Origin of the sequence: Enterococcus casseliflavus (assembly GCF_029215545.1) — a bacterium.
Taxonomy (GTDB): Bacteria; Bacillota; Bacilli; order Lactobacillales; family Enterococcaceae; genus Enterococcus_D; species Enterococcus_D casseliflavus.
In genome coordinates, this window is record NZ_CP119393.1 from 817,272 (window position 1) to 844,112 (window position 26,841).

25 protein-coding genes are annotated in these 26,841 nt (G+C 45.1%); 17 read left to right on the forward strand and 8 right to left on the reverse strand.

Annotation, left to right across the window (positions count from 1 at the left end; all coding sequences use genetic code 11):
• The first annotated feature begins 55 nt into the window (after positions 1-55).
• Together P0G38_RS03900 and P0G38_RS03905 are read left to right on the forward strand one after the other, a co-directional pair.
• The gene (locus tag P0G38_RS03900) at positions 56-694 is read left to right on the forward strand and encodes a GyrI-like domain-containing protein (RefSeq protein WP_005234279.1); all 639 of its coding nucleotides are present in this window, start codon (positions 56-58) and stop codon (positions 692-694) included.
• Positions 691-1,635 carry an ROK family protein gene (locus P0G38_RS03905; protein WP_016608813.1) on the forward strand — a complete coding sequence of 315 codons (945 nt, stop codon included), beginning with the start codon at positions 691-693 and terminating at the stop codon, positions 1,633-1,635. Before P0G38_RS03900 ends, P0G38_RS03905 begins: the two co-directional genes overlap by 4 nt.
• 46 nt (positions 1,636-1,681) lie before the next feature.
• Here P0G38_RS03905 and P0G38_RS03910 read toward each other — a convergent pair whose 3' ends face one another.
• Positions 1,682-2,881 (reverse strand): AI-2E family transporter, encoded by a 1,200-nt coding sequence (locus P0G38_RS03910; protein ID WP_275854081.1) that lies wholly within the window; start codon positions 2,879-2,881, stop codon positions 1,682-1,684.
• Positions 2,882-3,082: 201 nt separating this feature from the next.
• Positions 3,083-3,451 (reverse strand): PaaI family thioesterase, encoded by a 369-nt coding sequence (locus P0G38_RS03915; protein ID WP_005228593.1) that lies wholly within the window; start codon positions 3,449-3,451, stop codon positions 3,083-3,085.
• A 188-nt stretch (positions 3,452-3,639) separates the two neighbouring features.
• Between P0G38_RS03915 and menB the strand changes: the two genes are divergently transcribed.
• From menB to menC, 6 genes are read left to right on the forward strand one after another with little or no spacing between them, the layout of a single operon-like run.
• Positions 3,640-4,455, forward strand: coding sequence for a 1,4-dihydroxy-2-naphthoyl-CoA synthase (menB, locus tag P0G38_RS03920; RefSeq protein ID WP_005228595.1), 816 nt, complete (start codon positions 3,640-3,642; stop codon positions 4,453-4,455).
• On the forward strand, positions 4,455-5,954 hold the full coding sequence (gene menE / locus P0G38_RS03925; protein ID WP_275854082.1) for an o-succinylbenzoate--CoA ligase: 1,500 nt from the start codon (positions 4,455-4,457) through the stop codon (positions 5,952-5,954). The genes menB and menE overlap by 1 nt, the downstream gene beginning before the upstream one ends.
• The gene (locus P0G38_RS03930) at positions 5,932-7,296 is read left to right on the forward strand and encodes an isochorismate synthase (protein ID WP_086332646.1); all 1,365 of its coding nucleotides are present in this window, start codon (positions 5,932-5,934) and stop codon (positions 7,294-7,296) included. The genes menE and P0G38_RS03930 overlap by 23 nt, the downstream gene beginning before the upstream one ends.
• Positions 7,289-9,001, forward strand: a complete 1,713-nt coding sequence (menD, locus tag P0G38_RS03935) for a 2-succinyl-5-enolpyruvyl-6-hydroxy-3-cyclohexene-1-carboxylic-acid synthase (protein ID WP_275854083.1) — start codon at positions 7,289-7,291, stop codon at positions 8,999-9,001. The genes P0G38_RS03930 and menD overlap by 8 nt, the downstream gene beginning before the upstream one ends.
• Positions 8,998-9,837, forward strand: coding sequence for a 2-succinyl-6-hydroxy-2,4-cyclohexadiene-1-carboxylate synthase (menH, locus tag P0G38_RS03940; protein WP_275854084.1), 840 nt, complete (start codon positions 8,998-9,000; stop codon positions 9,835-9,837). Before menD ends, menH begins: the two co-directional genes overlap by 4 nt.
• Positions 9,838-9,852: 15 nt before the next feature.
• Positions 9,853-10,980, forward strand: coding sequence for an o-succinylbenzoate synthase (menC, locus tag P0G38_RS03945; protein WP_275854085.1), 1,128 nt, complete (start codon positions 9,853-9,855; stop codon positions 10,978-10,980).
• A 72-nt stretch (positions 10,981-11,052) separates the two neighbouring features.
• Here the strand turns inward: menC and P0G38_RS03950 are convergent, their stop codons facing one another.
• Both P0G38_RS03950 and P0G38_RS03955 read right to left on the reverse strand, forming a co-directional pair.
• Positions 11,053-12,591: an AMP-binding protein gene (locus P0G38_RS03950; protein ID WP_275854086.1), complete on the reverse strand. Its 1,539-nt coding sequence runs from the start codon at positions 12,589-12,591 to the stop codon at positions 11,053-11,055.
• Positions 12,592-12,785: 194 nt separating this feature from the next.
• Positions 12,786-13,409 carry a DapH/DapD/GlmU-related protein gene (locus P0G38_RS03955; RefSeq protein WP_015510201.1) on the reverse strand — a complete coding sequence of 208 codons (624 nt, stop codon included), beginning with the start codon at positions 13,407-13,409 and terminating at the stop codon, positions 12,786-12,788.
• Positions 13,410-13,503: 94 nt separating this feature from the next.
• Here P0G38_RS03955 and P0G38_RS03960 point away from each other — a divergent pair, with 94 nt between their 5' ends.
• The 4 genes from P0G38_RS03960 (at position 13,504) to P0G38_RS03975 (ending at position 18,472) form a co-directional block, all read left to right on the forward strand.
• The gene (locus P0G38_RS03960; protein WP_275854087.1) at positions 13,504-14,697 is read left to right on the forward strand and encodes an NAD(P)-dependent oxidoreductase; all 1,194 of its coding nucleotides are present in this window, start codon (positions 13,504-13,506) and stop codon (positions 14,695-14,697) included.
• Between the two features lie 54 nt (positions 14,698-14,751).
• The gene (locus P0G38_RS03965) at positions 14,752-15,405 is read left to right on the forward strand and encodes a GntR family transcriptional regulator (RefSeq protein ID WP_061053152.1); all 654 of its coding nucleotides are present in this window, start codon (positions 14,752-14,754) and stop codon (positions 15,403-15,405) included.
• 135 nt (positions 15,406-15,540) lie between these two features.
• On the forward strand, positions 15,541-16,755 hold the full coding sequence (locus tag P0G38_RS03970) for a quaternary amine ABC transporter ATP-binding protein (protein WP_005228609.1): 1,215 nt from the start codon (positions 15,541-15,543) through the stop codon (positions 16,753-16,755).
• Positions 16,748-18,472 carry an ABC transporter permease/substrate binding protein gene (locus P0G38_RS03975; protein ID WP_167826952.1) on the forward strand — a complete coding sequence of 575 codons (1,725 nt, stop codon included), beginning with the start codon at positions 16,748-16,750 and terminating at the stop codon, positions 18,470-18,472. Before P0G38_RS03970 ends, P0G38_RS03975 begins: the two co-directional genes overlap by 8 nt.
• A 119-nt stretch (positions 18,473-18,591) precedes the next feature.
• Here P0G38_RS03975 and P0G38_RS03980 read toward each other — a convergent pair whose 3' ends face one another.
• From P0G38_RS03980 to P0G38_RS03990, 3 genes are read right to left on the reverse strand one after another with little or no spacing between them, the layout of a single operon-like run.
• Positions 18,592-19,428 carry a histidinol-phosphatase HisJ family protein gene (locus P0G38_RS03980; protein ID WP_275854088.1) on the reverse strand — a complete coding sequence of 279 codons (837 nt, stop codon included), beginning with the start codon at positions 19,426-19,428 and terminating at the stop codon, positions 18,592-18,594.
• A gap of 19 nt (positions 19,429-19,447) precedes the next feature.
• Entirely contained in the window at positions 19,448-20,089 is a 642-nt protein-coding gene (locus P0G38_RS03985) for a sugar O-acetyltransferase (RefSeq protein ID WP_074535528.1), read from the reverse strand.
• Positions 20,090-20,102: 13 nt separating this feature from the next.
• Positions 20,103-20,495 (reverse strand): VOC family protein, encoded by a 393-nt coding sequence (locus tag P0G38_RS03990; protein ID WP_016619764.1) that lies wholly within the window; start codon positions 20,493-20,495, stop codon positions 20,103-20,105.
• A 158-nt stretch (positions 20,496-20,653) separates the two neighbouring features.
• Here P0G38_RS03990 and P0G38_RS03995 point away from each other — a divergent pair, with 158 nt between their 5' ends.
• On the forward strand, positions 20,654-21,634 hold the full coding sequence (locus P0G38_RS03995) for an ROK family protein (protein WP_060792827.1): 981 nt from the start codon (positions 20,654-20,656) through the stop codon (positions 21,632-21,634).
• Between the two features lie 89 nt (positions 21,635-21,723).
• Here the strand turns inward: P0G38_RS03995 and rnhC are convergent, their stop codons facing one another.
• On the reverse strand, positions 21,724-22,650 hold the full coding sequence (rnhC, locus tag P0G38_RS04000; protein ID WP_167826954.1) for a ribonuclease HIII: 927 nt from the start codon (positions 22,648-22,650) through the stop codon (positions 21,724-21,726).
• A 216-nt stretch (positions 22,651-22,866) separates the two neighbouring features.
• On the opposite strand from rnhC, the gene zapA reads away from it, so the two are divergent.
• The 4 genes from zapA to trxA all read left to right on the forward strand — a co-directional run bounded on the left by zapA (position 22,867) and on the right by trxA (position 26,738).
• Positions 22,867-23,307 (forward strand): cell division protein ZapA, encoded by a 441-nt coding sequence (gene zapA / locus P0G38_RS04005; protein WP_005228634.1) that lies wholly within the window; start codon positions 22,867-22,869, stop codon positions 23,305-23,307.
• 23 nt (positions 23,308-23,330) lie between these two features.
• Entirely contained in the window at positions 23,331-23,885 is a 555-nt protein-coding gene (locus P0G38_RS04010) for a CvpA family protein (RefSeq protein ID WP_005234314.1), read from the forward strand.
• 78 nt (positions 23,886-23,963) lie between these two features.
• Positions 23,964-26,327, forward strand: coding sequence for an endonuclease MutS2 (locus P0G38_RS04015; protein WP_060792829.1), 2,364 nt, complete (start codon positions 23,964-23,966; stop codon positions 26,325-26,327).
• Positions 26,328-26,423: 96 nt separating this feature from the next.
• Positions 26,424-26,738, forward strand: a complete 315-nt coding sequence (trxA, locus tag P0G38_RS04020; protein ID WP_005228645.1) for a thioredoxin — start codon at positions 26,424-26,426, stop codon at positions 26,736-26,738.
• Positions 26,739-26,841: the final 103 nt, after the last annotated feature.

Consider the following 26,841-nt stretch of genomic DNA (forward strand, 5'->3'; position numbering starts at 1 on the left):
AATGGTCCTTCTTTTTCATGGTAAAATAAAGAAAAGCAAATCGAGGAGGGTCCTTATGAAGTATGAATGGCGCAAACTAGAAAAAGAGCTTTATCTTCCCAAAAAACCAACAGTGATCGAGGTGCCAACGTATCAATTTATCAGTTTGAGCGGCAGCGGCGATCCGAATCGTCCTGAATTCAGCGAAGAAATCGCCGCTTTATATACGATTTCTTATTCACTCAGGATGGGGTTAAAAAAAGGGGCTTTTGGCAATGAACCCTTTGAATACACGGTCTTTCCTTTGGAAGGCGTGTGGACCTCTCTGACAAAGCCAGAGGGTGCCATCAACAAAGAAGAATTGATCTATAAAATCATGATTCGCCAACCAGATCCAGTCACGGAAACACTGTTTCAAGAACAGCTCTTGGCAGTCAAAGAGAAGAAAGACAATCCAAATCTAGAGAAGCTCATCTTTGAACGTTATGAAGAAGGACTGTGTCTGCAAGCAATGCATACAGGCTCTTTTGATACTGAAGCGGAAACATTTGCGCAAATGAAGGAGCTGTTAAAACAAGAACAGTTAGTGATCCGTCCAACGATGGACACGTTCCAGCATCGAGAAATCTATTTGTCTGATCCGCGAAAAGTCTCACCAGATAAAGCCAAAACCGTCCTGCGATGGGCAGTAGAATCAGAAGGTGGGATTCAGTGAATAAAAACTATTTAAGCATCGACATCGGCGGCACGAAAATCAAATCGGCTGTCATTGATCGCTCGGGGAATATTCTGACACGAGGACGGATGGATACGCCGAAAAATCTTACGGAATTTCTGACAGGGATTGAAACGATCGTTGAAGACGTTCATGGGAGCATTCGGGGCATTGCTGTTAGTACTCCAGGAAAAGTCAACCCAGAGACAGGGACGATCTCGTTTGGCGGGGCATTGCCTTTTTTAGATGGAGTCTCCTTAAAACAGCTGCTGGCAAAGTACCAAGTGCCGCTGGCTGTGACCAACGATGGCAAGGCAGCCGCATTAGCTGAATGGTGGCTAGGAAACCTTAAAGGGATTCAAAATGGGGCTGCCATAACCTTAGGTACTGGTTTGGGTGGTGGTGTGATCGTTGAAGGAAAACTGATCCAAGGTGCACATTTTCAAGCAGGGGAATTAAGTTTTCTACTAAATGCCACTAAGAGAAGCGATGCTCCAGAAAACGCTGAGCAACCAAATAATCAGGGATTGACCCTGCAGCAATTGGCAGGTTTTAGCGGTTCAGCGGTCGCCATGATTCGTCGCAGCGCCCAACTGCTAGGCTTAGCTGATCTTGCGGATGGCGAAGCAGTTTTTGACGCTATCAATCAAAAAGAGCCACGGGTCTGGGCGCTGTTTACAGCGTATTGCCGAGAAATTGCGTGTGTCATACTCAATGTTCAAGCCGTGATCGACTTAGAGCGCTTCGTGATTGGTGGTGGCATCAGTGCCCAAGCGATCGTGGTGGAAGAAATCGACCGTCAGTATCAGCAACTGCTGGCTAGTTTACCGATTTTGCAGCAGACCTTGACGAAGCCGGAAATCCAAGCCTGCAAATTTCAAAACGATGCCAACTTATTAGGGGCGCTCTATCATTTCTTTTTGGAACATGAGATGAAATAAAATAGACCAAAAAACTGCCGCGAACCAACGATTCGCGACAGTTTTTTTAGGCTTTTTTCTTGGTGTCTTTGTCTTCGTCACCTAGGTAATCTTTGCTAGTGAAGGCACTGTGGAAGTATTTGCCTTCTTGACCGTAATAGCGGTTATAGCGCTGCTTGAATTTGCGGAACACGTAAACGACAAGAACTTTTAGCAGACAATAAATTGGAATCCCGAAAATCACCCCAACGATCCCCATCAAATCACCCATCACTAATAAAACAACCAGAATCGTAATAGGATGAATTTTCAATCGGTCACCCATCACACGGGGCACGACTAAATCCCCATGAAGCAACTGTACAGCAAACCAAGCAATCAAAAATTTAACCAACATCCCGGTGGAGTCTTGTGCGGCAATGAAAAGTCCCGGGAAAAAGACGATAAAAGGACCAATATAGGGGATGATGCAAAGCAGACCAGCGGCGATCGCCAGAATACTGGCATACTCTAAGCCAATCAATAGGAAAACGACCCAATAGATCGCCCCTAAAATCAAGGAAGAAATGATTTGTCCTTTCAAAAAGGCACCGACTTGTATGTCAGAGATCTTGACGATTTCATTAAAGTCTTTGCGAAAACGTGGTGGCACTAACGAGAGAACCGAAAAATAAAACTTGTTGGGGTTGCGCAATAAGAAAAAGGCAATGATCGGTCCCGTAAACAAAGCGATGAACAAGGTCGATATCGTTGAAAACAAACTGCTGAGCCCAGCAGCACCAGTTTCCCAATAGTCCCCAATAAAACTCATGATGTTGTTGGTGATATTTTGCAATGTGTCTGTAATTTGTGCCATCTCATCTTGAAACGGGGTATTTTCTAAAAAGGCGGTCGCGTTTTTCTCAAAGTCACTGACCAAACTTGGTAAGCTGTTGATCAGATCGGTGGTTTGCTGCTCCAAAATCGGATAAAGCTGGAAACCAGCAAAGACGATCAACAAAAGAATCAGCAGATAGATCCCAGCAATCGAAGCACTGCGGGGAATTTTTTTCGTTTCCAATTTATCGACCACCGGATTAAACAGATAGTAAAGGATCAGCCCAAATAAAAAGGGTGGGAGAATAGCTGTAAGAATGGCTGAAAAGGGTGTAAATAAAAAAGAAATCTGATTTAGCAAAAAGACAGCAACTGCCGACAAGATAATCAGTCCTAAGACATAATAGCTTGTTTTGCCGCCTAAAAAGTGGATCAATCGGTTATTTTTCATAATAAGCCTCGCTTTCTTAGCTACATTATAACGAAAGACCCCTATTCTGTAAAAAAACAACGTACCTTTCGAAAAAACCACGCTCACATTCTCAATAGCTTTATAATGAAAGAATATCTTTAATAAGGCGTTGCTGGTGACCTCTTTCTTCAAAACAGACCAAAAAACGCTCCCGTGAGCACAATGCAGGAGCGAAAAGAATTATTTGCGCACTGTCGTCAAGGTACAGCGACCAACGGCTGTTTTTAACCCGCTAGCTAACCAAATAGTGGCTTGCCAAGTTTGGATACGAGCGCCGATACGATCAGGACTAGCTTCTACGATCAGGGTTCCTTCTTGAGCGGCGGCTAGATGGTTGACTTGTAGGTCAACGCCGGCGGCGAAGGCTTCTTCTTGAGCCAAAGCTTGATTGGCACCGATGCTGCAGGCAGTCTCGATCAAAACGCCGTTAATGCCACCGTGAACGAGACCAAAAGGCTGTTTGTGCTGCGCTTTGATCGGCATCCGTAAACGAACAAAATCGGCTGTTGCTGCTTCTACTTCGATTTCTAAGGCTTCCAGTAAATTCATTTTTTGCTCCTTTTTCTAAGAAAGTTACCATGATTATAGCACGAGTTTTGGTAGAAATAGCCGAAGATCTCAGAAAGTCGGCAACAGGGGGAGAAGTCTTAAGAAATTCCCTTAACCAAAGCAATTTCTAACGAAAAGCGACTAGATATGTGTATAATAGAGCTATGTGAATTGAGGAGGAACAAGTAATGAGAGAATGGAAAACCTTAAAAGAATATGATGAAATTTTATTTGAACAACATGGAAAAGTGGCGAAGATCACGATCAACCGCCCAGAAGTCCACAATGCGTTTACACCAAAAACGGTGTTTGAAATGATTGATGCATTTTCAATCAGTCGCGATGAACCAGGCATCGGCGTGATTATTTTGACAGGCGCCGGCGACAAAGCCTTTTGTTCAGGCGGAGACCAAAAAGTCCGTGGTCACGGTGGCTATGTTGGGGAAGATCAGGTTCCTCGCTTAAACGTATTGGATCTGCAACGCTTGATCCGCACGTTGCCAAAACCGGTGATCGCCATGGTCAAAGGCTGGTCGATCGGCGGCGGAAATGTTTTACAATTGGTTTGTGATTTAACGATCGCCGCTGATAACGCTAAATTTGGTCAAACAGGACCAAATGTCGGTAGTTTTGATGGTGGCTATGGTTCGGGCTATCTTGCACGGACGATCGGTCATAAAAAAGCTAAGGAAGTTTGGTTCATGACAAAACAATATACCGCCGAAGAAGCATTGGCGATGAACTGGATCAATACAGTCGTTCCTCTTGATCGAGTAGAAGATGAAACGATGGAATGGGCCGAAACGATGCTGCAAAAGAGCCCGTTGGCGTTACGCATGATCAAAGCATCAATGAACGCCGATACGGACGGATTAGCTGGCATTCAGCAATTAGCTGGCGATGCGACCTTATTGTATTACACGATGGATGAAGCCAAAGAAGGTCGTGACGCGTTTAAAGAAAAACGTCAACCAGACTTCGACCAATTCCCTAAATTCCCATAATGACTGGGAGTTGGCTGCAAAGGCAAGCACAACTTCATCCAGAACGACCAGCTTTTTATTGGCATGAAAAAAGCTGGTCGTTTGCTGCCTTGCAAAAAGAGGTTTATGCTTACGCTGCTTATTATCAAGCCCAATTCGTTGATCAGCCAAACCGGGTAGCTCTTTTTAGCAATAACTCCCCTGAAATGGTCTTTACGATCCTTGCGTTATGGGAGCTGGGGATCGAAGTCCAGCTGCTGAATACGCGATTGACAGCCGCTGAAATCTCCTTCCAATTGCAAGATGCCCACTGCGACTGGGTGATCACGGCGGATCAGGCTACGGTTTCGGGTGTTCGCAGCTTGACCTTTGGACAAGCGATCAAACAGACGAAGGCTTTTGTTGGTTCTTTTGATCCTTCGTTTGTTCCTAATCAAGCAATCTATCAAGCAGAACAAGTAGCTTCGATTATGTATACATCTGGTACGACTGGCAATCCCAAGGGTGTGCCCCAAACCTTTGGGAATCATCTAGCAAGTGCCGAAGCGACTCAAAAGAACCTAGCCATCACTAGCGAGGATTGTTGGCTTTGTGCAGTTCCGCTGTATCATATCAGTGGATTATCAATTCTCTTGCGTTCCTTGCGACTTGGAATGAGTGTTCGTTTGTATGAACGCTTTGATGCTGGAGAAATGGCAAAAGACCTTGAAGTAGGGAAAGGGACGATCGTTTCTTTGGTGGCAAAAATGCTGACAGATTTGCTGCCCTTGGTGCCCCAACAAGGCTTTGATTCGTTGCGTTATGTCCTGCTAGGCGGCGGTCCGATTGCCAAAAGTGTATTGGAAAAATGCCAGCAAAAACAGCTTTCTGTGATTCAATCCTATGGGATGACAGAAACCTGTTCACAAGTGGTGGCATTGCCGCCAGAAAAAGCTTCTGAAAAAATCGGCGCCTCTGGGGTTCCCCTGCAAGGTGTTCAATTACGAATTGCGGTTGATGCGAAAATGGCAGATCATCGGACTGCTGAAAGTACCCAGTCGATCGGAGAGATCCAACTGCAAGGACCGGCGATCACGACCCGTTACTTAAACGATCGCAGTCCACAGCAGTGGGACCAAGAGGGCTGGTTTGCCACAGGAGATCTAGGGTATCTTGATCAAGAGGGCTTTTTGTATGTAGTCAGTCGTGCAAGCGAACTGATCATATCTGGTGGAGAAAACATCTATCCTGCAGAAGTGGAGCAAGCCTTGTTGCAGCATCCAGCGGTCAAAGAGGCAGCTGTGGTGGGGGAACCAGACGAGGAGTGGGGACAATCTGTCGCGGCTTATTTAACGTTAAATGAGTCCGTCCGACTCCAAGCCTTGTTGGATACATTAGAAGGGCAGATCGCCCATTATAAATTTCCGCGCCGTTTTTATCACGTGCGAGAAATGCCGCGCACAGCAAGCGGCAAACTTTTAAAACGGCTATTGCTGAGTGAAGAAAGAGTGAACTACATTGAACAGCAAATCATCAAGTAATTATAAAGCAGCGATCGCTGCCGGGAAAACCTATTTGAGTGAGTATCAGCCTTTAAAAAGGTGTGACTTACTGGCTCTTTATGCAGCGGCACAAGAATATCAAGGGGAACGCTATTTCTGGCGTACTCCTGATGAAACGACTAGTCTGGTAGGGTTGGGTTGGTTAGTCACTTTTTCGCAACCCAAACTTGCAGACTTTTCAGAAGTCCGCTCTCTCTTAAAGCAAGCCCATTATCAACCAGAGGCACCTTTTCAGGCGCAGCTGGTTGGGGGCTTTGCTTTTGATGAACAGGCAGAAGTCAGTCAGGATTGGGCTGAGCTAGGTGCCGGTCTCTTTGCGTTGCCAGAAATACTGGTCCGCAAAACTGGCGATCAGTGTGGCGTCGTTTATACAGTAGCCGCTTCTTCCGAGGAACAACGACAACAAAAAGTCGCTGTCTTACAGGAAAAAGTCGCAAGCTGGTTGAATGCCAACCCGGACAAGAGTCTTGTAGCAGAAACGCCTGCTTTTCAGGCACAAGAGGAACTAGAGGTGCCCCAATGGCTGCAAGCGGTCGAAGAGACAGTGGCAGCCATTCGCTCGACTGAAACACCGTTGAAAAAAGTGGTTCTGGCAAGGAGAATGAAGATAGAAACGAAGCAGTCGATCATTAGTGCTGCGGTGTTGCAACGGTTGGCGCAACAGCAGCCGAATACCTATCTTTTTGCCATCGAACATGGGGGCCATGTTTTTGCTGGTGCGACGCCAGAACGCTTGCTAAAAGCGACTGTCGATCAATTTGAAACGGTAAGTATCGCAGGTTCCGCGCCAAGAGGCAAAACCAAAGAAGAAGATGAGGCACTGGCACAAGCCCTCTTAGCGGACGCAAAAAATACCCATGAACATCAAGTAGTTGTCGATCGCTTGGAAACGGCATTGGCTACTTTGTTAGCTGACGGTTTTCAATCAGAAGCCCGCTCCGTCATCAAGAATCGTGACATTCAGCATTTGTTTGTTCCTTTAGCAGGGCAAAGAAAAGCAGGAGTCAACTTTCTGAGCGCCGTGCAAAAACTACACCCGACCCCAGCATTGGGGGGAGAACCGAAAGAAGCAGCCGTCTCATGGATTCGTACCCATGAACCAGCCAGCAGAGGGATGTACGGTGGACCGATCGGTTGGTTGGGTATTCAAGAAGATATTGGCGAGTTTGCAGTGGCCATCCGCTCAGGATTCTTTAGCGGCAATCAAGCAACGCTGTATGCAGGCTGTGGGATCGTTGCCGATTCAGATGCGGAATCCGAACGTCAAGAAACACGGTTAAAATTTCAACCGATGAGGAGAGGGATCTTAGGAGATGAATAACCAGACAGTCATGACAGACTATTTATTAGCGGCAATCCAAGGACTAAAAGCAGCGGGTGCGAAGCGAGCGGTTATTAGTCCCGGTTCACGCTCAACGCCATTGGCGCTACTATTGCATCGTGATCCTGAGATCACCTGTACGGTGGCTGTCGATGAACGTTCGGCTGCTTTTTTTGCTTTAGGGATGTCCAAAGTTGATCTCCAGCCAACAATCTTACTGTGTACTTCTGGAACTGCAGCAGCCAATTATTATCCAGCCGTTTGTGAAGCAGAAGCCACCAACTTGCCACTGATCGTCTTAACGGCTGATCGTCCACCAGAACTGCGGGGCGTTGGGGCGCCACAAGCGATGGACCAACAGAATTTGTATGCCTCTCACGTCAAAAAGATGGTAGAGATGACCGTGCCAGAAAACGATCCTTCTTTGTTGCGTTATAGTTTTTGGCAAGCTGCAACTTGCACGATCGAAGCGCAAAAACAGCCGAAAGGCCCGGTCCAAATCAACTTTCCATTACGGGAGCCGCTGTTGCCTGACTTTAGTCGCCAATGCAGTATTCAGCAAGACGTGAGCTATCTGGCACCACAACAAGAGCTGTCAGCAGAGATGATCACCCAGCTAGCCCCTTACTTTGATAAAAAAGGTATTCTGATTGCTGGAGAAAGCCTTACGATCGAAGAAGCGCAGCAGTTGCTGGCTTTTTCAGAGAAATTAGGCTGGCCGATTGTCGGCGATCCATTGACCAATTTGGCGACAGCCGGTACCAAAGTAGGAACATTTATCAGTCAAGCCGATCTTATTTTCCCGCAATTGACTTCTGCCTTCCAACCAGAGGTGGTCGTGCGTTTTGGTCGCTTACCAGTCACTAAAAATGTCCTGTTATGGTTGAACAAAGCAGCGGATACGACGACGTGGCTCTTTGTTGATCCATCGGGGCAGTGGCAAGACCAGTTGCATCGGGCAAACTATTTGATCGAAGCAGCGATCAGCACTTTCGTGGTGGCCATCACCCAGTTGCCGATCGTCAAACATACGGCGTGGCAACAACAATGGCAAGCACTTCAAGCGCGGGCAGATCAGGTGATTGCTGCAAGTCCGCAGTTGAAACAATGGGATGAGAGCAGCGCTGTGCGCATGCTCCAACAATGTCTACCTGAAGAAGCGCAAATTCTTTTGGCAAACAGCAATGCGATCCGTTTCTTTGATCGCTACGGCAGCAAAACTTCCTCCACTTATCGAGTGTATGGAAATCGGGGCGTCAATGGGATCGACGGCCTTGTCTCGACCGTAGCTGGGATTGCTTCCGCCAGTCAAAAGCCTACCTACTTGTTGATTGGTGATTTAGCGTTGTACCATGATATGAACGGCCTACAACTACTGCGTCAGTATCAATTGCCAGTAACGATCATTTTACTGAATAATAACGGTGGTGGGATCTTTTCCTTTTTGTCACAAAACACCTTAGAACCAAACGACTTTGTCCCGCTCTTTGGCACGCCATTAGATCTTGAGTTTCAAAAAGTGGCGGCCTTATATGAGGCAGATTGGCACACACCGACCTCTTTGCTAGAGTTTCAAACGATTTTAACGGAAACAAGCCAACAGCTGCGCTTTCAAATAATCGAAGTGAAGGGTGAGCAAAAAGATCCGGTTAATACTTGGCAAGCACTGCAACAGCAGTTTAGCGAGGCGGGAGCGCAGCCATGAGGGAAACGATAAATGGCGTCAGTTATTTTTATCAGTGGCTGCAACCGTACCGGCCAGCCTTACCAACCCTTGTGGCATTGCATGGCTTCACGGGTTCTTCGGAAAGCTTTCGACCGGTTTTTGCAGAGGAAGGTTCTTACAATGTATTGGCAGTCGATTTGATTGGACATGGACGGTCATCGATTTACGTCCATCCCATGCGTTATGAACTTCCTTTACTGGTGGAGGATCTCGCACACCTTTTAGCGAAGTTAGGGATTGAACGTTATGGCCTGTATGGCTACTCGATGGGGGCGCGAATCGCACTTGTCTGGGCGGTCATGGAACCAACGGCAGTGACCCATCTTTTGCTTGAGAGTGGTTCACCCGGGTTAGCTGATCCAGCGGAACGCCTCGCTCGTCAGCGACACGATCGTCGCTTAGCGTTGCGCTTACTAAGGGAGCCTTTGGTCGATTTTGTCGATTACTGGCAAGAACTGCCGTTGTTTGCTAGTCAAAAGGAGCTACCTTTAGCGCAGCAGGCTGCTGTACGGCAAGGACGCTTGCAGCAAAACAAATTTGGCTTGGCAGTAAGCTTGGTTTACGGTGGTACTGGCAAACAGCCAAGCTGTTGGTCGGCACTTCCGCAGCTAGCTTGTGAAATTCTTTATTTAGCGGGGGAAAAAGATTTAAAGTTTCGTAAAATCGCCCACCAAATGAAGCAGCTGCAACCAGAGATGACCATCAAAGTCGTTGCTAATGCTGGACATTGTATCCATTTAGAACAGCCGACACAGGTTCGTCATGAAATCGATCAATGGTTTGTAAAAGGATCGGGGCCACAGTCAGCTGATTGACAAGGAGAGAACGCAATGAAGATTGAAAAAATTGAACGCATCGCCTGTCGCTTGCCCCTCAAACAACCCTTTGTGACAAGTTATGGACAATTAACAGAAAAAGCTTTTGATCTTTATTTGGTGACGACAGAGGATAAAACGATGGGCATCGGTGAATTGGTCGCTTTTGAGCAGCCAGATTACATTGAAGAAACCCTCTTTTCTGCTCGACAAGTGATTGAAACAGCACTGATCCCATTATTGATTGACCAAGAGATCGAGCATCCGCAAGAAGTTTGGCAGCTGTTTCAAACGGTCCAAGGAAACTACATGGCAAAATCGGCTTTGGAAACAGCGATTTGGGATCTATATGGCAAGCAAACGCATCAAAGTGTGAAAGAGCTTTATACCGCAACCCGACCGAGTGTCGCTGTTGGCGTTAGTCTTGGCATACAAGACTCTGTCGAAAAACTAGTGGCTCTTGTTGCCGATTATGTCGCCCAAGGGTATCAACGAATCAAATTAAAAATCAAGCCTGGGCAAGATCTGGTACCCTTGCGAGCGATTCGACAAGCCTTTCCAGAATTGCTTTTGATGGCAGATGCAAACGGAGCCTATCAGAGTGAGCCAGAACGCATTTTGGCACTTGATGACTTAGGCTTGGTGATGATCGAGCAACCACTTAAGGTACGAGATCTGGTGGGGCACAGTCAGCTACAGCGGCAGATGAAGACGCCTCTATGTTTGGATGAAGATATTCGAACGGCAGAAGACGTCGATACCGTCGCAGCCCTGGACAGCTGCCGTGCGATCAACCTGAAAATCCCCCGTGTCGGTGGGATCACCGAAGCCTTGCGAATCCTTGATCGATGTCAAACCCATGGACTACTCGTTTGGTTAGGCGGCATGTTTGAGTCTGGTGTGGGACGAGCCATGAATTTGCAATTTGCGAGTCAAGATATTTTCCATTTTCCCGGGGACCTTTCCGCTTCTGACCGTTACTTTTATGATGATGTCATTACACAGCCTGCAACTTTGCATAAAGGAAAGCTGCTGGTATCTGATGGAGAGGGCTTTGGTATCACGTTAGCTGAAACAAAGCTAAGTCAATATGGGCAACCTAAAGAACGTATCTACTCAAGAAAACGATCAGCGAAAGAATAACAGCAGCCAAAGAAAAACAGCGAAAGCAAAAGAAACGGCCAACAGGGAAATCTGCTGGCCGTTTCTTTTGTTTTATTCTGCGTTTTTGAATTCTTTTTCAATTTGTAGTCGTTGGACTTTCATGGTTGCTGTTCGTGGGATATCTTCGTAGTCGCGTAAAATTGGCTGATTGAGGTGAGGGAGATCTTCCACCATTTTCCACCAAGCATCCCAATCCATTTCACGATTTGGCGCTAAAGCAATGATTGGTTGTGGTGAGTTTTCTTTGTCGCGAACGATCACAACTTCGGCAAGGAAGTCTAAATGATCCAGCAAAAGGTCTTCCAAAGCAAGATTGCTTTCAATATTTTTGATCAAGTCCACTTGACGGTCTTTTAAGTAAAGATGTCCCTGATCATCCATCATGCCGTAGTCACCACTGTCCCACCAAGCGCCATAGACATTGTCAGCAAAACGCTGATCTTCTTTATAATAGGTCAACGCGCGTCCTTTTGAAAGGAAATGGATGTGCCCATCGGTATTGGCTGGCAGCTCGTTGCCCTCGGCATCGGCGATTCGTGCTCTCGTTAAGTCCTCCAGACCGACACCCATATCACGGGCATCGTTGGTAGCGATGCTTTCTAAGGTATGTGCTTTTAGGATCATTGGCCCGCATTCACTTTGGCCATAGACTTGTAAAAAGAGTGCTTCTTTTGTTGCTGAAGTATTTAAAAAAGTCGCCATTGTTTGATTGTTGATGGCATCAAAGGTTGAGTGATAGTAACGAATATTGGCGAAAGCATCTGGTTGTTCTTTTGCCACAAAGCTCCATTGGACAAAATTGTTTGGATGAGTTTCCAAAGCGATTGGTGGATATTCTTTTAGCATGCTTACGACATGAGCGCCGTTGGCATTGGCTAATGGCATCATCGGAAAGCCCATCGCCATCAAGGATGAGATGCCAATATTGAAGCGGGAGTGCACCGGTGAGATATGGAACGCAATTAAATCAGAGTTTGCCTTGGTGCGATCAATCTTGGTGAAGATCGTTTTTTGCCATTTTGTCCGCCAGCCCATGGAGTTTGCCGAATGACAAATCAATTTTGGAATACCCGTTGTTCCAGAAGTGTGGGTCATATAAGAAATTTGATCCACCGGTAACTCAGTTTGGGCCACTGGTTCCGCTGGTTGTTGCAGCAAATGGCGAACAGCGATCTGTTTGTCAGTACTGCTATTTTTCACTTGTGCGACGCGGCCTTCGGTTTCTTCATCAAATAAGATGTAAGGATCTTCTAAGCGATCCACAAACACTTCGATGGTTTCAGCAGGAAAATGATAGGAGATCATAGCAGGAACGGCACCAAGGTAAGAAGCAGCCGTTGCTAACAAATACGTATCGAATTTTGAAGATTTATACAGAATGATTTTATCTCCTGCTTGCACGCCAAGTGAGGCAAGTTGATAAGCACGCTTTAAAATCATTTCATGGCTCGAACGGTAGGTACTACGATAGCCAAGCTCAGGAAATGCTGGCAACACTTCATCATGGATGATGGGGGTGTCAGGAAACGTCTCAGCAGCTTCGCGATAATTGGTGTATAGATTCAATGGACGATAGTCTAAAATGGACAAATAGAACACTCCTTTAAAAGTTCGTGAAAAACTTCATTTGATTTCTCCATTTTAGCACAGGAATTCCTCGATACAATAGATATTTTGTGTTTTTTATTTATTTCTAAAAAATCATCCGGGCAAAGACTTTCGAAGAATGAATGACTGTGATGTGTTATCATTCATTCCTCGTACTAAGCGGAAAAAGTGCATAATCAACGGGTGTATTTTGCTACAAAATCTTCGATTGGGAGGCGAAAGTCTAAATAGCGTGCTTTTAATTCTGCACGATTCCAATTCCACCAAGCGATTTCTTGCAAAGCAGTGATCGTTTCTGGATCAAAGCGGTATTTGATCACTTTTGCTGGAACCCCGCCGACGATCGCATAAGGCGGCACATCTTTGGTTACGACTGCGTTTGAGGCGATCACGGCACCATCACCGACGGTCAAACCAGATTGGATCACGGCACCGTGGCCGATCCAGACATCATTGCCAATGACGGTCGTTTTTGCTTTGCGTTTTTCTAAGAAGGACTCGTCCTTTGGCGCAAATCCATAGCCTTCGCCATTATAGGCAAAAAGATGCTGACTAGGGCGTTCATAGGGATGATTGGTAGGGCCGATGCGGACCATCGCTGCGATACTGATAAAACGTCCTAATTGGCTGTTCTGAATAAAGCAATATTGCCCCGTATAGGTATAATTGCCGATGGAAGAATGATCAATGTGATTGGCTTCGCCAATTTCGACATAGTCTCCTAAAGTTGTGTCTTGAAGCTGCGAGTCTTTGCCAACGATCGGCTGTTCATCTGGAAAATTTGTGATCGATAGGTGCATAGAAATCATCCTCTCTTGCGTATTGCTATCATTTTACCGCACTTTTTTGTACTATTTGACTAATACGCACTAAAGACAAAAGGAGGTCTGCTTTATGGAGACGATTTATCAGTTAGATAAGATGACCGAAACGATAGCTAAGCGAGCAATCAAAAAAGGATACTCGTTAAAAAATCAAGCGGCCCCAGAGGCGCTGTTTGTGCGCAGTTCAACGGTTCCTAACGAATTGATCACACCAGAATTAGCTGTGATCGCTCGTTCAGGAACAGGCACCAATACGATCGATTTGGCACGGTGTACTCAAAATGGCACAGTAGTTTTCAATAGTCCTGGTGTCAATGCCAATGCAGTCAAAGAGTTGGTGCTATCCAATTTATTTCTCAGCGTCCGCCCCTTATTCAAAGCGATCCAGACGGTAGCCGATTTGCAAGAAGAACTAACGTCCGGTCACATTGAAGCAGAAGAGGTGTTGAAGGTTGCTGAAGAACGGCGAAAAGAAGTGATCGGCGAAGAATTAGCTGGAAAAACCATCGGTATTTTAGGCTTAGGAGAGATCGGTGAACGGGTGGCAAAAGCCTGTCATCAGCTAGGGATGGAGGTCCTCGGCTATGCCCGTACGAAGAAAGCAGCACACGATTACGAGCAAGTCAGTGACCTGCAAACGCTGTTGGCCGAATCAGATTTTCTGGTGGTTTTGCTCCCTTTAAGTCAAGAGACCAAAGGCATGCTGAATCGACAAACGATTCAGCAGATGAAAAAAAATGCAGTGTTGATGAATTTTGGTCGCGGGGAGATCGTGGAAGAAGCAGCCGTCTTAGAAGCATTAGCCAAAAATCAGCTCAAACAATACATTACTGATTTTCCTAGTGCGGGCTTGATCGGACAACCGAAAGTGTTGTGTTATCCGCATATCGGCGGCAGTACTACCAATGCCTTGGAAAAGGGGGATCAGGTAGTTTTTGATCGCATGCATGCCTATTTACGCGCTGGGACGATTCAAGAATCGGTCAATTTCCCCCATGCAGAGTTGCCTTTTTTGGCACCGTATCGCTTAGCGCTGTTTTATCACGACAAGCCTGGTGCTTTTGCCCCATTATTGCGGATCATTTCTGAAGCAGGCGTGGATATCGATAATTTGGCGAGTGAGAGAAAAGCCGGAGTTGCCTATACTTTGATTGATCTTGATGAGACAAATGAAACACTGCTGCAAGATCTACAGCAGCAGATACAGCAAGAAACAGCGATCGTTCGTGCCCGCTTGATCAAAAATTCGCGAACCAGTGAATAGTTGCCACCAACAATGTTTCTTGTTATGATGAAAAAAAAGTAAAGGAAGTTCATCATGACGAATAAGTTTCAAGATAAAAAGAAGGTCGCTTTGCCTCGTTATCAGCAGATTGCCGTAGCGATCGCGGAACGAATCGTTGAAAATCGCTACCAAGTTGGGCAAAAGATCCATGCACGCTCAACGTTAGCCAGCAATTTCAATGTCTCTCCTGAAACAGCCCGCAAAGCGATCAATGTATTAGTTGATTTAGAAATCATGGACGTCCGTCATGGCAGCGGCGCCTATATTGCTTCAAAGGAAAAAGCACAGGCCTTTGTTGAACAATACCAAGATGTGCAGTCGATCCAAGAAATCAGACAAGACATTTTAGACAGTGTGGAGCGGCAGCAGCAAGAGCTGGATAATTTTTCTGACTTGTTGAACATGTTAGTGCAGCAGACCAAAAAGGTACACCATATGAGTCCGTTTGTGCCCTTTGAACTTCAGTTGACGGAACAAGCGCAGCATTTGGAAAAAAGTATCAATGAATTGAATATTTGGCAAGCCACAGGGGCGACGATTATCGCAATCCAAACAACCGAAGAATTGTTGTTGTCACCAGGACCTTATGCGAAATTCAGTGCAGGCAATACGATTTATTTTGTCGGAAATGAACTGGCGTTGCAGCGCATGACCAATTTCTTCTATCCAACGGACCATTCAGCGTAATTCTTTTTCCTGATTCCCATGCTTTTTTTGCAAAAGAAAAAGCATTGGGAAATTTTTTTTGACAAAGTGACCACATCTTGTTAAGATAGTATGGTCACTTTCGTGAAATTTTTCAGAAAAAGGAGTATTAATCATTTGAGTAAAGTTAAAGTAGAACACTTAACCAAAATCTTCGGTAAGAAAAAGCAGCAAGCTCTTGCCATGGTCAAAGAACAACGCAGCAAAAACGAGATTTTAGAAAAAACGGGTGCCACCGTCGGGGTCTATGATGTGAACTTTGAAGTCAACGAAGGCGAGATTTTCGTCATCATGGGCCTTTCTGGAAGCGGGAAGTCAACATTGATTCGACTATTGAATCGATTGATCGAGCCGTCTGGCGGAGATATTTACATAGATGGCGTGGATGTTGCCAAAATGAGTAAAGAGGAACTACGAGAAGTTCGCCGTCACAAAATCAACATGGTTTTCCAAAGCTTTGGCCTTTTCCCTCATCGGACAATTTTAGAGAACACAGAATACGGACTAGAAGTCCGTGGGGTCTCGAAAGAAGAACGAACAGCGAAAGCGGAAAAAGCGTTAGAAAACTCAGGATTGCTTTCTTTTAAAGACCAATACCCTGACCAGCTGTCTGGAGGGATGCAACAGCGTGTGGGACTTGCCCGTGCGTTAGCCAATGATCCAGAGATCCTCTTGATGGATGAGGCCTTTTCAGCATTAGATCCGCTGATTCGCCGTGAAATGCAAGATGAACTTTTAGAATTGCAAGCCAATGTTCAAAAAACGATTATCTTTATCACCCATGATTTGAACGAGGCCTTGCGGATCGGTGACCGGATCGCTTTAATGAAAGATGGTCAGATCATGCAGATCGGTACAGGAGAAGATATTTTGACGAATCCTGCCAACCAATACGTGCGTGATTTCGTGGAAGATGTCGATCGTTCCAAAGTCTTGACTGCGCAAAACATCATGGTCCCAGCATTGACGACGAACATCGAGATCGATGGACCAAGCGTAGCATTGAACCGGATGCGGAAAGAAGAAGTCAGCATGCTGTTAGCCGTCGACAAACGTCGTCACCTAAAAGGAAGCCTGACAGCCGAGTCTGCTCGTGAGGCACGGAAAAACAATCTGACCTTGAAGGAAGTTATTGATAAAAATGTTAAAAAGATCGATAAAGATATGCTGGTAACGGATATCTTCAATTTGATCTATGATTCGCCTACACCTTTAGCCGTGGTAGAAAACGATCGTTTGATCGGAGTCGTGATCCGCGGAAGTGTGATTGAAGCATTGGCTGAGACTGATTCAGCCGCTCAAGCAGAGGAAGGGGTAGTGACAAATGGATAATTTCTTACAACATACGATTCCGGTGGCTGATTGGGTCGAAAACTTTACTGATTGGCTAACAGGAACTTTCAGTGGATTGTTTTCAGCCTTACAGTCTTTCGGACAATTTATCATGGACGCTATTACAAATGTATTACTGTTTGTACCACCGTTATTAATGATTGTCTTATTGACGGCTGCTGCCTTTTTCGTTTCACGCAAAAAATTCGGCTTGCCAGCTTTTACTTTTGTCGGGTTGCTGTTCATCTATAACCAAGGGTTATGGACAGACTTGATGAACACCGTGACGTTGGTCTTGTTGTCGAGTTTGGTTTCGATCATCATTGGGATTCCACTAGGGATCTTAATGGCGAAAAGCGAAAAAGCGCAAAGTATCGTGACGCCGATCTTAGACTTTATGCAAACGATGCCTGGTTTCGTTTATTTGATTCCTGCGGTTGCTTTCTTTGGGATCGGGATGGTTCCAGGGGTCTTCGCCTCAGTGATCTTTGCTCTACCACCAACCGTTCGGATGACGAACTTAGGGATTCGCCAAATTTCTCGTGAATTGGTGGAAGCCTCTGATTCCTTCGGTGGGACTGGCTGGCAAAAACTGATCAAATTAGAATTGCCACTAGCCAAAAGCACTATTTTGGCTGGGGTCAACCAAACCACGATGCTGGCATTATCAATGGTCGTGATCGCGTCAATGATCGGTGCTCCTGGGTTAGGGCGCGGCGTCTTGTCCGCCTTACAACGAGCACAAGTCGGTAACGGATTTGTCAGTGGGGTATCCTTAGTTATTTTGGCGATCATCATGGATCGCTTTACCCAGAATTTGAATCGTTCGGCACATCAAAAAGCAGCCAGCAAGACAAGTCGTAAACAAAAACGTCTTTTTGGCGGGATTGCTGCAGCGGCAGTCGTTGCTTTGATTGGCGCATCGTTTGCCTTTGGAAATGTTTCTGACAGCAAAGGCACGGTGAACTTGGCGTATGTCGAATGGGATACGGAAGTTGCATCTACCCATGTGGTGGCAGAAGTTTTGTCGCAAATGGGCTACGAAGTCAATACGACGCCTTTGGATAATGCCATCATGTGGGAATCGGTGGCAAAAGGGGAAGTTGACGGGATGGTCGCTGCTTGGCTGCCATCTACGCATCAATCCCAGTATGAACAGTACCAAGACCAAGTTGAAAACTTAGGTCCTAACTTAGAGGGGGCAAAACTGGGGATCGTTGTACCAAGTTATATGGATGTAGATTCCATCGCAGACCTTTCTGACGAAGCTGGAAAAACCATCACTGGTATCGAACCAGGCGCTGGTGTTGTAAATGCAGCGGAAAATACAGTTGCAACGTATGATAACCTTTCAGATTGGAATGTCGCTACCTCTTCTTCAGGAGCGATGACAGTGGCATTAGGCCAAGCCATCAAGAACCAAGATGAGATCGTTATTACTGGCTGGTCTCCACATTGGATGTTTGCGAAATATGATCTGAAATATCTGGATGATCCAGAAGGAACAATGGGTGAAGCAGAAAGCATCAATACTGTTGTACGCCAAGGATTAGCAGATGATATGCCAGAAGTTTACGAAGTACTTGATCGTTTCAACTGGACACAAGAAGATATGGAAGAAGTCATGTTAGCAATCAATGACGGAACGTCAGCCGAAGATGCAGCCAAAGAATGGGTAGCCAATCACCCAGAAGAAGTTGCTTCTTGGACGAACTAATGTCTAAAAAAAGAACGACCGCAGATTGAAGCGGTCGTTCTTTTTGTTGTTTAAAATACTTAGGTTTATAACGAAAGAAGAGGGGATGATTTTTGCAAAAGACGGAGCTTTTGTGCAGGTTAAGCAAAACGATGAAAAATCGGCTGCATCTGTTCAAACGTACAGAGCTTAGTAAATCCTAATGACCGTAAAAGATCTTGTCCCTCTTTGATTTGAAACCCGAGCTGCTCTGGTTTATGACTGTCGCTGCCGATGGTTATCACGCTTCCCCCCAAGTCACGATAAAGCTTGAGGATCTCGATCGATGGCGTATACCCGTTGATTCCGTAACGGTGGGAAGAGGTATTCAGTTCAATGCCTTTGCCATTTTTGATCACGACTTTCAAGATCTCTGCGATTTGTTCTTTCGTTTGTTCAAAAGCGTCCTTCTCTTTATCTAAATAACGACGAATCAAATCCATATGGGCTAAGACGGAATACTCTTCATATGTCGTGACTAGCTGATACATTTCATCATAATAGCGCTCGTAGCATTCCTGTTGGCTGCGTCCTTTTTGAAATTCTCCAGTCCAAAATTCTTGATCGTCTACCTGATGAACGGAAAGTAAAATGAAGTCAAAGGGATGCGAATGATTAAGACGGGTAAATTGTGGGATCGTGTGCATTTGTATCCCAAATTCCAGCCCAGTTTTTAGCTTGATTTGGTCACTGTATGTTTCCTTTAAGCGTGCCAGTTCGTTAAAATACAAGTCGTAGTAGACATTTTTTACAACTTTATTGGCCCCGACGAGGTACGTATCCGTCGCTTGCCAGTCTTCTTTGACTCCATAATCCACATGATCGGTAAAGCAGATTTCTGCTAAGCCTAGTTTAATGGCGTCTTTGACTACATCTTCCATCAAATACCAAGAATCATCGCTGTAATCACTATGGACGTGATAGTCTGTAAAAATCATGGCGTCTCCTTTTGTTTCGTTATTTTTGCTGCTTCTGCCAGTCTGCTCGTTTTTGATGATAGAGCTGGGCGGCAGTTTCCCAATGTTCTTTGTCAGCCGGCTGAATCTCACGGATCACACGGGCTGGATTGCCGCCGACGATCGTATTCGGCGACACATCTTTTGTGACGACGGAACCAGCAGCGACGATGGCATGTTTGCCGATCGTTACACCTGGTAAAATCGTACTATTGCCCCCGATCCAAACGTAATCTTCGACGGTGATCGGGAGACCAAATTCCAAATCTTGACTGCGGACCACAGAATCGATCGGATGACCGGCGGTATAGAAGCTGACCCGTGGTCCCACCATCACATGATCACCAATCAGAATCTTATTGACATCTAAAAAAATGCAATCCATATTGGCATAAAAGTGATCACCAATCTCAACATGGCGACCATAATCAACAAAAAGGGGTGGTTGGACAAAGCAATGCTGCCCAAATTTGCCAAAGAGTGCTTTTTCTTTGGCGATGATTCCTTCTCGGTCATCGACTGGTAAATGGTTGATTTCCTGGGCACGTTTTTTTCCCTCTGCTGAGCCATTCTCAGGGAGAATGCCAGCAGCTTGATACAATTGACCAGCCAACATCGCTTGATAATCAAAGTCTTCTTTCATTGCAAAATCCTTTCTAAGACGGTAAATCGTCGGTGGTTAATTCAATCAAATTGCCTTCGGGGTCTTGGACAACTGCTTCATAATAGCCATCGCCTGTTGTACGAGGACCATTTAAAAGAGGGTAGCCATCTTCAACAAACCGTTGAGCATATCGATCGACGTCAGCTTGATCACCAACTGCAATCGCAAGGTGAGTGTAGCCTAAGCTCTCGCTGACACGAGGGCTTAAAAATTTCTTGGTCGTTAATTCTAACCGACTTCCAGAATCAAAAGTCAAAAAATAGGATTGAAAGCCTGTTTTCGGATTATGGTATTTTGGGTTGCTGACCGCCTGAAAGTAGGTTTCATAAAATGTCCTCATTTTTTCCAAATCATTGACATATAGTGCGATGTGTTCAATTTTCATTATCGACAACTCCTTTAATAAGCAACATAAATCGTTTTTTTTGAACTTAGTAAACTTTGTTTAATAAGTTGCTTCTATTATACCTTTGTTAACAAAATTAATAAAGGTATATTCCCAGCTTTTTATCTGTTAAAATAGGAGCGTTGAGGGGGAGAAAAATGAAAGCTTATCAGCCAACGACCATTAAATTACATAATCAGGCAGTATTGCTGGATTTGCTAAAACAGCAGCAAGCGCCTATGACCAAGCGCCAACTGGCAGATGCCTCTCAATTAAGCGTGGTAACGATCAACAAGCTGCTTCCTGAATTGATTGAAAAGCAGTTGCTTTTGACGACGGATCAACCGCAACGAACGGGAGGACGTCAAGCTGCGGCTTACCAGTACAATGCGCAACGGACACTGTTGTTGATCATTCAGTTTATCGAAGAAGACCAGCAGATCGTGATTCGTTTTTCAGTCGTCGATCTCATCGGGAACATTTTGCATCATGAGCAGTCAGCAGAGGGCCGATTGCCGCAGTTCTTGCAAGTGATTCGTCAGATAAAACAGGAATACCCGAAAATCAGCTTGGCAGTCGTGGGAATTCCTGGTGTGGAAATTGCTGGAAGACTGAAGATCATGGATGCTCCAGCATTTAAGGACATGGCGCTAGGGGAATTGATTGAAAAGGAGATCGCGGTAAAAACGCTTATTGAGAATGACGTGAATGCAGCGGTATTCCATTTCAAAGAAGAGAAAAAAATCGTGGCTGGCATTTATTTTCCGAAAAATTATCCGCCAGGTGCGGGACTGGTCATCGACCAACAGCTCTTTAAAGGAGCCAACCATTTAAGTGGCGAAATCAAGCATTTGCCGCATCTCTACACGGCTTCTTACCCTTTGGCAACAGAGGCGATCCCAGAACAAGTGACTGCCACTCTTCAAGCGATCGTGGCAGTGACGGACCCGCATCAAGTCATTTTGTTTTTGCCCTCTGAATGGCAGGCGCTCGTGTCGCGCTCCTTTTTGGAAAAGCAGCTGGCAGCAGTGTTTCAATATGGCGTCTTGCCAAAATTACACTTTTCCGATCGGTTTTCAGAAAATTATTTGGCTGGGTTGATCACGATGGGAATCGAAGCAGCGGGCTTAGGGCTTTGATTCCCAGCATTCAACTGGTACTGAGGACAAAAACTGCCGCTGCTTCCTTTATTCAGAAGTAGCGGCAGTTTTTTTGAAAATACGATAACTCACAGCTTGGCGAGTTTCTGTGCTTTTTCGGTATTCGCAAAATGCAGTTTGGCATATTGGCCTAATAGTGCTATGCCACCTTGCTGCAGTAATTTTGCTGCAACTTGGTCAGCAGCTGCGTGGGCGCCAGAAGGCAAACGCATACCGACTTCTTTGGAGGCTGCATCTAATTCATCCAAAAAGACTGTACGGCATAAAATAGAGGCTGCCGCTACTGCTAGATGATATTGTTCCCCTTTCGTCGCAAAATAGAGCTTTTCAGTGACCGCTGCTTGTTCCGACTTTAAATAGGTGCGATAATTTTTTTCGCTCGTGAACTGATCGATCAAAATGGCATCTGGTGTCTCAGGAGCAATTTTTTGCAAAAGCAAACGAATGGCTTGATTATGCAAAGCAACTTTCATTCGGACCGTGTTGTATTTTGGTTGGATCTCGTTGTATTTTCTGGGCGTGACAGTGAGCAATTGGTAAGGAACCAATTCTTTGATTTTCGGCGCCATCTTACGGATCTCTGGATCTGTCAGCATTTTTGAGTCCTTGACACCTAAGACTTTCAGCTGTGGCAATTGCTCTTTTTTGGCATAGACGGCACAGACCACCAAAGGACCGAAATAACTGCCGTTGCCGACCTCGTCACTGCCGACGACGCTTTTTTCGCTAAATCCTGCTGGCAACGCAGTGGTTGAAACAGTCGCTTTTTTCTTATCCGGTACAGCACTAGCCGTATCGCCCCATAAGGAAGCTTCTTTTTCAGCAGTCGCTCCTTGAAACATGACTTTTCCAGACGTATAAGCAGTGATCGTCGTTGGCCCTTTTTTGGCGACAAACACGGTATAAGGAACTTTCTTCGCCAGCAATTCTCGTTGGTAAAATTGCTGCATTTTTTGGATAGTTGAAGTTGGTACTTTGATAACGATCGTACTCATTTGATTCCTCCTGATTTTTTGTCTTTTTTTAGGTAGACAAAAGGATACTTTAAGATTTTACCATACTTCTTATTCTTTTTTACTAAGACGATCAGCAAACAAACGATTGGCATGGAAATTCATAAGAAAATCACGTATAATAGTTAAGAGTTTGCGACACATGTTCAATAAGTGATAGAATAGAGCAGAATGTAAGCAATGGGAGGAAATATTCCTATGACGGAGCAAAAGAAACGCTATAAAGCAGTTATCGCGAATCAAAGTTACACGATTATTGGACGCGAAAGCAAAGAACACATGGATATGGTGACAAGATTGGTCAATGACCAACTGCTTGAGATCATGCAATTATCGCCACAAACCGATCAAGAACAAGCGTCGATCTTATTAGCGATCAACGCTGTTTCCGACCAGCTGAAAAAACAAGAACAGCTGTTGGTCCTACAAAAAAAAGTGGACGAGTTGCGGGGACAAGCCATTAAAGCAACGGAGCTTGAGAATCGCATCAAGCGGATCGAAGCGATCGAATCCGAAGCACGGAAAGTTCTCGATGAGACAGGTCGCAGTGATGTGGAGATCCATAATCATGTGGAAGCACAACAGATCTTAAATGAACAAAGGAAACGAAAAATTCAAGAAAAGACAGCCCATGGGTAGTGCGGCGTAGAAAGGATTCCTAAATGATTGGATTATTTGTCTTGGTTTTGTTGTTGGCAGCCTTTTATGGCGGCGCGCGGCGCGGAACCAGTTTACAATTGGTCTCAGTTTTGGGCTATTTGATCTCTTTTTTCTTTGCAGTTGCGAATTACCAAGAAATTGCGAAAAAAATTGAGCTCTATGTTCCTTATATGTCAGTAACGGCGGATTCAAAGTTAAAATACTACGATATGGAACTGGCTTTAGATTTAGACAAAGCCTATTATGCGGCCATCGCTTTTGTGATGGTGCTCTTTGCTGGTTGGCTGATCACCAAACTATTAGTGATTTTTGCAGACAGTTTGCGTTACAAACGCCTACGTTTTTTAGGCGGCTATGACTGGGCAGTTGCGGGTGTTTTGAATGTCATCTTGATGTATATCAATTTGTATATGTTTTTCATGATTCTCTCAATGATCCCGTTTGCCACGATTCAAAATCTGTTTGAAACGAGCGGAACTGCGAATTTCATCGTTGATCGGTCACCGATTCTCTCAGATTACTTCTATCGATTGTGGATCACAGATGTGATTGGGTAAAAAGCAGGCAGATGGTTGCAGAGCCATTCTGCCTTTTTCTTAGGAACAAAAAGTTAAAACAAAGCAGGTGAGAAAAGAATGAATACTAAGATCCTTGATGTTTTAGGATTTGAACAAGTAAAGAGTCAAATCGGTCAGTATATCGTAACAGCCCAAGGAAAAGAAGCTTTAGCAAAGCTTGCGCCATCAAGTGATGCGCAGGTCATTTCCTCTTGGCTAGCAGAAACAGAAGACGCGATCAAGATCCAACGTTTAAGAGGCGGAATCCCTGTACCGAAGATTGAGAATATTCGTCCCCAAATGAAACGGATCGAAATTGGCGCCGATTTAAACGGCATTGAGTTGGCACAAGTTGCCCGTGTCCTATCAACTACGCAGGAATTGAAACGCTTTTTTGCTGATTTGTCTGAAAGCGAGATTGAATTTTCCCGCTTGTATCACTGGGAAGAACAGTTGGTGTCTTTACCAACCTTGAATCGACGCTTGAAAGAAGCGATCGATGAGGATGGCCGAGTCACAGATGATGCCTCTCCAGCACTACGTGGAATTCGCCAATCGATCCGACGAGCAGAACGGACGATTCGCGAGACATTAGATGGCATCGTCCGAGGTGGCAATGCAAAGTATTTAAGTGATACGATCGTAACCATGCGAAATGAGCGTTATGTGATTCCAGTCAAACAAGAGTACCGAGGTGTTTTCGGCGGGGTAGTCCACGACCAAAGTTCCTCTGGTCAAACCTTGTTTATCGAACCGAAACAAGTAGTGGAACAAAATAACCGTTTGCGCCAGCATCAAATTGCGGAACGGGATGAAATTACACGTATTCTAGCAGAATTGTCAGCAGAGTTAGCCCCATATCAAAGAGAGATCCTCCATAATGCGTATGTGATCGGGATCATGGATTTCATGAATGCCAAGGCTCGTTTTGGAAAAGAGATGAAGGCAATCGTACCAGCAATCAATCAAGACAACCATGTCTTTTTTAAGCAAGCACGTCATCCATTGATCGATCAAGAAAAAGTCGTTCCTAACGATATTACGATTGGAAAAGACTATCAAGCCGTTGTCATTACTGGGCCGAATACCGGTGGGAAAACCATCACCTTAAAAACATTAGGGCTATTACAGATCATGGGCCAAGCTGGTTTACCAATTCTGGCAGAAGAAGAAAGCCAAATGGGTGTCTTCAATGAGATTTTTGCGGACATTGGGGATGAACAATCCATTGAGCAAAGTCTATCGACCTTTTCTTCTCATATGACAACGATCGTTGAAGTGTTGAAAAAAGTCGACGAGACAAGCTTAGTTCTCTTTGATGAATTAGGCGCAGGAACCGATCCTCAAGAAGGGGCGGCACTAGCGATTGCGATTTTGGACGAACTTGGTGCTAAGTCGGCTTATGTCATGGCGACGACCCATTATCCTGAACTGAAGGTTTATGGCTATAACAGATCCAATACGATCAATGCCTCTATGGAATTTGATGTTGATACCTTAAGTCCGACCTATCGCTTGTTGATCGGGGTTCCAGGACGAAGCAATGCGTTTGAGATTTCGAAAAGACTTGGTTTGCCAGAGACGATCATTGATCAAGCCAAAGAGATCATGGATGGAGAAAGCCAAGACCTGAATGAAATGATCGCTGATTTAGAAAATCGAAGAAAAATGACGGAAACCGAGTATCTTGAAGTCCGTCATCATGTAAAAGAAGCGGCCCGCTTGCACCAAGAGCTAGAAGCAGCCTATAGTTATTTCTTTGAAGAACGTGAAAAAGAATTGGCGAAAGCTCGGCAAAAAGCCAATCAGATCGTTGAAGAAGCCAAAGAAGAATCTGAAAAAATCATTGCCGATATTCGTAAAATGCAGTTAGCCGGCGGACAAACGAAGGTCAAGGAACACGAGCTGATCGACGCGCGCACCAAGTTATCAGGGCTACAGCAAGAAGAACATCTGCAAAAAAACAAGGTTCTGCAAAAAGCCAAGGCAGCCAAGACACTGAAAGAAGGAGACGAAGTGCTGGTAACTTCTTATGGGCAGCGAGGAGTCTTGTTGAAAAAAGCAGGCAAAAATCAATGGCAAGTCCAAATCGGTATTTTGAAAATGAATTTGCCAGAAACAGATCTCCAACCAGCAGCGCCAGTGAAGGAGCCTACACAGCGTATCGTCAATACGATTCGTTCTGCTGACAGCAGTCCAGTGGTCAATCAGTTGGATTTACGAGGCAAGCGGTACGAAGAAGCCCTCAATGAAGTGGATCAGTATTTGGATGCAGCGATTTTGGCAGGCTATCCGCAAGTGACGATCGTCCACGGAAAAGGAACCGGTGCGCTGCGTCAAGGGATTACCGATTATTTGAAAAACCATCGCTCGGTGAAAAGTTTTGAATTTGCCCCAGCAAATCAAGGGGGCAATGGGGCGACCATTGTGAAGTTTAATTAACCTTTAAGAACCCTTACCTTTTGTAAGCAGACGATTTTAAAAAACTTCCGATACGTGGTATACTTTTTTTAGTTTTAAAAATGGAGGGGAAGTACGATGGCAAAAGAAATTACTGATAAAACTTTTTCAGAAGAAACCGATAAAGGCTTAGTCCTTATTGATTTTTGGGCAACTTGGTGTGGTCCATGTCGGATGCAAGCGCCGATCTTGGAACAATTAGCGAACGAATATGAAGAAGACGAATTGAAGATCGTGAAAATGGATGTGGATGAAAATCCTGAAACACCAGCTTCATTCGGGATCATGTCTATTCCAACTTTGTTGTTGAAAAAAGACGGCCAAGTCGTTGATAAAGCAATCGGGGTGCATACAAAAGATCAATTGAAAGCTTTAGTTGCGGAACATATGTAATAGAAGAAACGTTTTTGAAGCAATAGCCGAAAGTGGCTATTGCTTTTTTTATTTTGGGGACAAAGTCTTTGAAGAATGCCTTTGACGTTTCTAACTTCTACTC

Coding starts and splice junctions, on each gene's coding strand:
- P0G38_RS03910 (WP_275854081.1), bottom strand. CDS start 2,881: ATGAAAAATAACCGATTGATCCACTTTTTAGGCGGCAAAACAAGCTAT.
- menE (WP_275854082.1), top strand. CDS start 4,455: ATGACTGGGAGTTGGCTGCAAAGGCAAGCACAACTTCATCCAGAACGA.
- menD (WP_275854083.1), top strand. CDS start 7,289: ATGAATAACCAGACAGTCATGACAGACTATTTATTAGCGGCAATCCAA.
- rnhC (WP_167826954.1), bottom strand. CDS start 22,650: ATGAGTACGATCGTTATCAAAGTACCAACTTCAACTATCCAAAAAATG.
- P0G38_RS03985 (WP_074535528.1), bottom strand. CDS start 20,089: ATGAAAGAAGACTTTGATTATCAAGCGATGTTGGCTGGTCAATTGTAT.
- P0G38_RS03955 (WP_015510201.1), bottom strand. CDS start 13,409: ATGCACCTATCGATCACAAATTTTCCAGATGAACAGCCGATCGTTGGC.
- P0G38_RS04010 (WP_005234314.1), top strand. CDS start 23,331: ATGATTGGATTATTTGTCTTGGTTTTGTTGTTGGCAGCCTTTTATGGC.
- trxA (WP_005228645.1), top strand. CDS start 26,424: ATGGCAAAAGAAATTACTGATAAAACTTTTTCAGAAGAAACCGATAAA.
- P0G38_RS03965 (WP_061053152.1), top strand. CDS start 14,752: ATGACGAATAAGTTTCAAGATAAAAAGAAGGTCGCTTTGCCTCGTTAT.
- P0G38_RS03915 (WP_005228593.1), bottom strand. CDS start 3,451: ATGAATTTACTGGAAGCCTTAGAAATCGAAGTAGAAGCAGCAACAGCC.
- P0G38_RS03995 (WP_060792827.1), top strand. CDS start 20,654: ATGAAAGCTTATCAGCCAACGACCATTAAATTACATAATCAGGCAGTA.
- P0G38_RS03990 (WP_016619764.1), bottom strand. CDS start 20,495: ATGAAAATTGAACACATCGCACTATATGTCAATGATTTGGAAAAAATG.
- P0G38_RS03900 (WP_005234279.1), top strand. CDS start 56: ATGAAGTATGAATGGCGCAAACTAGAAAAAGAGCTTTATCTTCCCAAA.
- P0G38_RS04015 (WP_060792829.1), top strand. CDS start 23,964: ATGAATACTAAGATCCTTGATGTTTTAGGATTTGAACAAGTAAAGAGT.
- menB (WP_005228595.1), top strand. CDS start 3,640: ATGAGAGAATGGAAAACCTTAAAAGAATATGATGAAATTTTATTTGAA.
- menC (WP_275854085.1), top strand. CDS start 9,853: ATGAAGATTGAAAAAATTGAACGCATCGCCTGTCGCTTGCCCCTCAAA.
- P0G38_RS03960 (WP_275854087.1), top strand. CDS start 13,504: ATGGAGACGATTTATCAGTTAGATAAGATGACCGAAACGATAGCTAAG.
- P0G38_RS03980 (WP_275854088.1), bottom strand. CDS start 19,428: ATGATTTTTACAGACTATCACGTCCATAGTGATTACAGCGATGATTCT.
- P0G38_RS03975 (WP_167826952.1), top strand. CDS start 16,748: ATGGATAATTTCTTACAACATACGATTCCGGTGGCTGATTGGGTCGAA.
- zapA (WP_005228634.1), top strand. CDS start 22,867: ATGACGGAGCAAAAGAAACGCTATAAAGCAGTTATCGCGAATCAAAGT.
- menH (WP_275854084.1), top strand. CDS start 8,998: ATGAGGGAAACGATAAATGGCGTCAGTTATTTTTATCAGTGGCTGCAA.